Genomic DNA, 5,435 nt, shown 5'->3' on the forward strand with positions numbered 1-5,435 from the left:
CGATCTCGACGCGCTGTTCGCGCCGCTCTGAATGCCCGCGGTGTGCGGATGCTGAAGCGCACGGGCCGGTACGGCTGCCGGAGGAAACTCGGCAGCCATCCCATCCAGCCGAATAGAAGGATGATCTCTGATGCCGCCTGATACTGTGCAACTCAGCAAATTCTTGAGTTTCGTCCTTCGTCACAAACCTGATGCAATCGGTTTAACATTAGATACCCAAGGCTGGGCCTCCATCGACGAATTACTCACCAAGAGCGATGCAGCCGGAATCCGGTTCAACCGGGAAGACCTGCTGCAGATCGTTGAAACCAGCGACAAGAAGCGGTTTTCTCTATCGCAGGATGGACTGCACATCCGTGCCGCCCAAGGACATTCCGTGACCGTTGCACTCGGACTGTCACCCCAGGAACCGCCGAGCATCCTGTACCATGGGACGGCGACGCGATTCGTGGATTCGATCCTGTCGGAAGGGCTCAAGCCGCAAGCACGCCAGCAAGTGCACTTGTCGGCCGATGAAGCAACCGCATATCGCGTCGGCCAGCGTCACGGCAAACCGGTCATCCTCAAGGTTGACGCTTTGCGCATGCACACGAAGGGCTTCAAGTTTTTCCTGGCAGACAACGGCGTTTGGCTGACAGATCAGGTGCCGCCCGAGTTTTTGCACATTACCGCCCTGAATCAGGAATCATTCAACAGTCAAACTCGATAAAGTCTTCCACAGCACGCCGAAACCAGTCGTAGAAGCCTGCAAACTGAGCGCGTTGCTCCCAGCCAGATGAAGCAAAGTCATGAATGACAAGCTCGTGGGCTGGGTTGACGAAGGAAACCCAGCAACCATCACATTAGATGGAGGAGCCTTGGATTGCATATTCGTTCGCTCGTGAGCATCTGCTTTCTCGTGCCATTCTCAATGCTGGGTTTCGTTCCTCAACCCAGCCTACCGCGCTATCGCCGCCAGTGTTAAGCGCCCCTCCTAACTTTGCGCCCAACAAGGCGCTGCACCGGAAAACCTTGTCGCCGCTGCGCGGCGCCAAGTTTTCCGGTGAGCTTGGGCGTTAGCGGTAATGGTATGGCGACTTGGAAAAAGGTGGTTTTTGGGCTGTTGACCGTAGCGATAGTCACGATTGGGGGTTGCGTCGCATTACTCGATCACTTGTTTGCTGACATGTGCGCAACAACCGTAATCGATCAAGTTGCATCGCCAAGCGGGAAATTCAAAGCGGTCGCATTTCAAATCGACTGTGGTTCTGCCAGTGATTTCAATAGCCAAGTGGCAATTGTTTCAGGGAATAAGGACGTTTCCGGAAAAGACGCACTACCCAAAAGTTTTTTCGCAGCTGACCGAGATCACGGCAGAGCCCCCGAAGGCAAGGAACATGGGCCAGAGGTTCGGTTGAATTGGTTGTCTGACAGCCGCTTGGAAATACAACATCATGAGCTTGCTCGCATCATACGGGCAGAAAACACTGCAAAAGGGGTAGCGGTTGATTACCGAACATTCCGCTAACAACCCGCTCCAGCCGACCGTCAAAAAGCTACGCTTTTTGCCGTCGACTGAGCTTTCACGTTAAGCGAACATTGGTGATGCGTTGAGTGTGGCTTAACAAAGGATTGTGGATATGCTTGAAAAATCGGCTATACATAGCGAAGCGCCGCTGCCGCCGCACAACGAAGTTGGTGCGGCGGCAGCGGCGCTTCGCTTTGGCGCGTTTCAAACAATCCACAATTCTTTGCTGCAGCCAGCGTGCATGCGCCAATGCCGCCTAACTTCTCGTTCGAGCGAACATTGCCCGCTACGCGGCCAATGTCGCTCAACTCGGAAACGTTGGGTGTCTCATTCATGAATATCGACCCTTTTCGCATTCCCACAGACATCGAGATTGCTGAAGCGGAGCGCAAACTGAATTTCAGCTTTCCACTGTCGTACATTGAATTCCTCAAGGGCGGCAGTAACGTCGCAAATGCAGTCTTCGAACCCGCCGTAATTTTGCCGGGCTGCGACTACTTGAACCTATTCGAAATAGCAGAAACAGCTTGGAATCATGATGGCGTGCCCAAAGATTGGCTGCCATTCATTGAAGACAACAGCGACTATTTCCTGATTTCACAAGCTGGCGAAGTGCGGTACTGGTCACACAACGGCACCACAAATGAAAAGTGGCCAACCTTTTCTTCATGGTTCCAGCAAGTCTGTGTGGAGCGGCGGTAGTGCAACCGACGCCCAACAATCCGGTCCAGCAGACCGTCAAAAAGCTGCGCTTTTTGCCGTCCGCAGACCTTCCACGTTATGCAGCTCGCTGGAGTTCTGAGGGATGACCTTTAAGAGCGAGTCTTATGAAGTATTGGCAATCAAGGATGAAGAAACTGAACGTCCAATTCCATCGGCGTGGCGTTCGGTTATTCGAGAGATTGTTGGCGCCTTCGTACGCCACGACTATCTTCTCAGTGCAGGCATTCCTCGCGTAGCTCAGGTATCAACCGAAACCGCAACCCACATCCAGAATTACATTCAAGACTACGGTGCAACCCTCATTGACCTCCCAGAGGAAACGTGGAGTTCTTCCGTTTGCATTTGGATGGGCACGGAATGGGAGGCACTGATTGATCTTTGGACGGTCTCAGAAGGAAGGAGTGACCTAGTGCTCAGTCTTCACGTAACAGATGCCGATGACGGCTTTTTCTACAAAATTTACATGGTATATGTTCCGTAATGTCCCCGCTGCATAACCTTCCAATCAACCGGACCGTCGAGAAGCTGCGCTTCTCGATTCCCTCCGCGCGTCGCGCTCCGGCGGCCGGTTATCTAACACCTTAGGCCATGACTACTGCCGTGATTGATCCAACCGAAGTGTTTGTCCGAGGCCATAGCGGTTTGGCCGGACTCACGCATCATGAGAGACTTGTTTTTCTGCTTTCCGAGTTCGAAACGCTCATGATCATGGAAGGCTGGGATGACTTCTTTACATCTCGATGGGCTGAACACTATCCAGAAATGAAAACTGGTCTCTCGCTCACCAACGATCATCAGTCTGTCGCAATTCTTGATGACTACGAAAGCCACTTACGCACTAATGGTGTTCCGCTCGAGTCGGCCGCAATTGACTCCTTCTTGGCACGCCAAGAATCCAAGTACTTCACCACCTGCCGTGATTGGCGTGATGACTACTTGCGGCTCTCGGAGATTCGATGGAGTAAGGTCACTTCCTATCTCAAAGCAAATGGAATCACACTCCTGGCCTAACCTGTCGTTCCAGCCGACGCGCTACAGCACATTGCGTGTGCTTGCGCTTGCGACTGAACTCGTGCGTTAGGCCTCCATTCAGATGAACACCTCTTGGGCCGGCAAGCGCTACTGGACGACTCCAATGCAAGACAACGCGGATGGCTACGTTGGCCTCCGCTTGCACGAAGACGCTAAGGGTGCCGAAGTCGCGGTGGCCGAGATTGTCTTTTGGGATGCGAGCGGCCAGTTCTACGTCAAAACGCTGAACCATGAAGTTCCGCTAGAGGTCTTTGAATCGCTCATTGCTGAGGCCAAGGAACTCCTCAATGCAAAGTAGCCAGCCGCCTTCGCCACTGTCGGTCCACCAAAGCGCGAGCATCCCGCGCCGTATCTCGGTCAAGCGGGTACGCTCTGCCTTCACTTCGAGGCCTAACCCCTCCGTCAAGGGGACCGCTTGCGCTTACGCGCAACCGGCCCCTTACGTCGAACGTTAGCCTGGCAGGGTGCGCAACCTGCTAACGCATTTACGGCCTGAAACGCCGAATGGTGCGCAGCAAGCTGCACACCCTACGAGTATTCATTTGTAAGGTGTGCAGCTTGCTGCGCACCATTCCGGCTTAAAACCCGCTAAATGCGTCGAGAAACGTAGCCCGGCATGGCAAATAGCCGGGCATCGACAAGCACTCCGGCGGCGTCCATGACGCCCGCTGTGTTCTCAGGGCTTGGCGTAAATCCGCACGTAAGGAACCGCTGTTATTGCGGATGATCTGCAGCACGACGGTGCCGGGACGGTACAGCACCGGATGATCGTCCAGCCCGCAGATGATCGGACAGGAAGGTCGTGTCTACCCGCGCCGGACCGGCAGTAAAGAAAGCCGTGATCCTCAGTGCCCGCTATTGCCGGCATCGGCCGCCGGATTCGCCGGCAGCAGCCGTTCGCGCAACGCCAGCAGCGTGCGCCTGAACACCGCCGGGTCGTCGAGGGCGCGCGTCAGCACCAGCGCACCCTGGATGCCGGCGACGGTCGCCTCGGCCAGCGCGGTGGCCGTCGTCGTGTCGCAGCCGGTGCGCTGCAGTGCATCGGCCAGCGCGCCGACCCAGCGGGCGAAGTAGCTGGCGATGGCTGCGCCGAAGCGATCGCGGGCGGCGCCGAGGGCCAGCGCGCCGATCAGACAGACGCGCCCGCCGCCGCGGAAATAGGCATCGACGGCCGCGAACATCGCGTCGATCGCCGCGGCCACAGACTCGTCCTCGGCCGCACGCAGCGGTGCGTACAGCTCGCGCTCGAACCAGTCGTCGATCTCTGCCAGCACGGCCGCGGCCATCTCCGCCTTGCCGCCCGGGAAGAAGTGATAAAGGCTGCCCTTGCCGAGCCCGGTGGCCTGCGAGATCAACTGCAGGCTCGCACCTTCGTAGCCATGCTCGCGAAACACTTCGGCCAGCAGCGGCAGCACGTCGGCGCGTTCGGTCACGAGGCGCGGCATGGGGGTCTTCCGGGCAATCCGCTCGCATCCGCAGCCTGCCGGCCTTGCGCCCTTCTTTCTCCGGTGCGGAAAAACGGCGATGCCGGTGCTGGCGGGCAGGAGCTTCGGCCCGTACAGCGCTGCCAGTGCCGCATCCGTCTCACAGCCCCAGCTCGCTCAGGCCCGGATGCCCGTCGGGCCGCCGGCCGGCCGGCCAGTGGAACAGGCGCGCGGATTCGGCGATCGGCAGGTCGTTGATCGAGGCATGCCGGCGGCGCATCAGGCCGGCTTCGTCGAACTCCCAGTTCTCGTTGCCGTAGGCGCGATACCACTGGCCGGAGTCGTCGTGCCATTCGTAGGCAAAGCGCACGGCGATGCGCTCGCCGGCATGCGCCCAGACTTCCTTGATCAGCCGGTAGTCGAGTTCGCGCGCCCACTTGCGGGTCAGGAAGGCGACGATCTGCTCGCGGCCGCGGATGAATTCGGCGCGGTTGCGCCAGAGGCTGTCCTCGGTGTACGCGAGCGCGACGCGCGCCGGATCGCGGCTGTTCCAGGCGTCCTCGGCCATGCGCGCCTTCTGCGCAGCGGTTTCGGCGGTGAACGGCGGCAGTGGCGGACGGGACATGGCGGCACCTTTCTGTACTGGTCGTTTCAGACTGTACCGAAAGGTACATGCACCGCCGGCTCCTCCGCAAGCGCCGCCGCTACGGCAAGGCCACCGGTCGCAACTGCTGCAGCAGGCGCTGCAG

At 58.1% G+C, this 5,435-nt stretch carries 9 protein-coding genes; 6 read left to right on the plus strand and 3 right to left on the minus strand.

Annotation, left to right across the window (positions count from 1 at the left end; all coding sequences use genetic code 11):
- The first annotated feature begins 130 nt into the window (after positions 1-130).
- Entirely contained in the window at positions 131-709 is a 579-nt protein-coding gene (locus JSS75_04535; GenBank protein MBS1902950.1) for an RNA 2'-phosphotransferase, read from the plus strand.
- A 360-nt stretch (positions 710-1,069) separates the two neighbouring features.
- A complete protein-coding gene (locus JSS75_04540; GenBank protein ID MBS1902951.1) occupies positions 1,070-1,507 on the plus strand; it encodes a hypothetical protein in 438 nt (145 codons plus the stop codon).
- Between the two features lie 128 nt (positions 1,508-1,635).
- Here the strand turns inward: JSS75_04540 and JSS75_04545 are convergent, their stop codons facing one another.
- Positions 1,636-1,842 carry a hypothetical protein gene (locus tag JSS75_04545; protein MBS1902952.1) on the minus strand — a complete coding sequence of 69 codons (207 nt, stop codon included), beginning with the start codon at positions 1,840-1,842 and terminating at the stop codon, positions 1,636-1,638.
- Here JSS75_04545 and JSS75_04550 point away from each other — a divergent pair.
- The 4 genes from JSS75_04550 to JSS75_04565 all read left to right on the plus strand — a co-directional run bounded on the left by JSS75_04550 (position 1,841) and on the right by JSS75_04565 (position 3,560).
- Entirely contained in the window at positions 1,841-2,209 is a 369-nt protein-coding gene (locus tag JSS75_04550; GenBank protein MBS1902953.1) for an SMI1/KNR4 family protein, read from the plus strand. The two genes, JSS75_04545 and JSS75_04550, sit on opposite strands and share 2 nt — an antisense overlap.
- 103 nt (positions 2,210-2,312) lie before the next feature.
- A complete protein-coding gene (locus JSS75_04555) occupies positions 2,313-2,711 on the plus strand; it encodes a hypothetical protein (GenBank protein MBS1902954.1) in 399 nt (132 codons plus the stop codon).
- Positions 2,712-2,818: 107 nt separating this feature from the next.
- Entirely contained in the window at positions 2,819-3,241 is a 423-nt protein-coding gene (locus JSS75_04560; GenBank protein ID MBS1902955.1) for a hypothetical protein, read from the plus strand.
- An 82-nt stretch (positions 3,242-3,323) separates the two neighbouring features.
- Positions 3,324-3,560: a hypothetical protein gene (locus JSS75_04565; GenBank protein MBS1902956.1), complete on the plus strand. Its 237-nt coding sequence runs from the start codon at positions 3,324-3,326 to the stop codon at positions 3,558-3,560.
- Positions 3,561-4,107: 547 nt separating this feature from the next.
- On the opposite strand, the gene JSS75_04570 is transcribed toward JSS75_04565, so the two are convergent.
- Together JSS75_04570 and JSS75_04575 are read right to left on the minus strand one after the other, a co-directional pair.
- Positions 4,108-4,707: a TetR/AcrR family transcriptional regulator gene (locus JSS75_04570; protein ID MBS1902957.1), complete on the minus strand. Its 600-nt coding sequence runs from the start codon at positions 4,705-4,707 to the stop codon at positions 4,108-4,110.
- 139 nt (positions 4,708-4,846) lie between these two features.
- The gene (locus JSS75_04575) at positions 4,847-5,311 is read right to left on the minus strand and encodes a nuclear transport factor 2 family protein (protein MBS1902958.1); all 465 of its coding nucleotides are present in this window, start codon (positions 5,309-5,311) and stop codon (positions 4,847-4,849) included.
- Positions 5,312-5,435 lie beyond the last annotated feature (124 nt).

This window comes from Bacteroidota bacterium (assembly GCA_018266755.1).
Classification (GTDB): domain Bacteria; phylum Bacteroidota; class Ignavibacteria; order Palsa-1295; family Palsa-1295; genus JAFDZW01.

Excerpts from the sequence above, each read along its gene's own strand:
- JSS75_04535 (MBS1902950.1), top strand. The coding sequence starts at position 131 with ATGCCGCCTGATACTGTGCAACTCAGCAAATTCTTGAGTTTCGTCCTT.
- JSS75_04540 (MBS1902951.1), top strand. The coding sequence starts at position 1,070 with ATGGCGACTTGGAAAAAGGTGGTTTTTGGGCTGTTGACCGTAGCGATA.
- JSS75_04550 (MBS1902953.1), top strand. The coding sequence starts at position 1,841 with ATGAATATCGACCCTTTTCGCATTCCCACAGACATCGAGATTGCTGAA.
- JSS75_04545 (MBS1902952.1), bottom strand. The coding sequence starts at position 1,842 with ATGAATGAGACACCCAACGTTTCCGAGTTGAGCGACATTGGCCGCGTA.
- JSS75_04555 (MBS1902954.1), top strand. The coding sequence starts at position 2,313 with ATGACCTTTAAGAGCGAGTCTTATGAAGTATTGGCAATCAAGGATGAA.
- JSS75_04560 (MBS1902955.1), top strand. The coding sequence starts at position 2,819 with ATGACTACTGCCGTGATTGATCCAACCGAAGTGTTTGTCCGAGGCCAT.
- JSS75_04565 (MBS1902956.1), top strand. The coding sequence starts at position 3,324 with ATGAACACCTCTTGGGCCGGCAAGCGCTACTGGACGACTCCAATGCAA.
- JSS75_04570 (MBS1902957.1), bottom strand. The coding sequence starts at position 4,707 with ATGCCGCGCCTCGTGACCGAACGCGCCGACGTGCTGCCGCTGCTGGCC.
- JSS75_04575 (MBS1902958.1), bottom strand. The coding sequence starts at position 5,311 with ATGTCCCGTCCGCCACTGCCGCCGTTCACCGCCGAAACCGCTGCGCAG.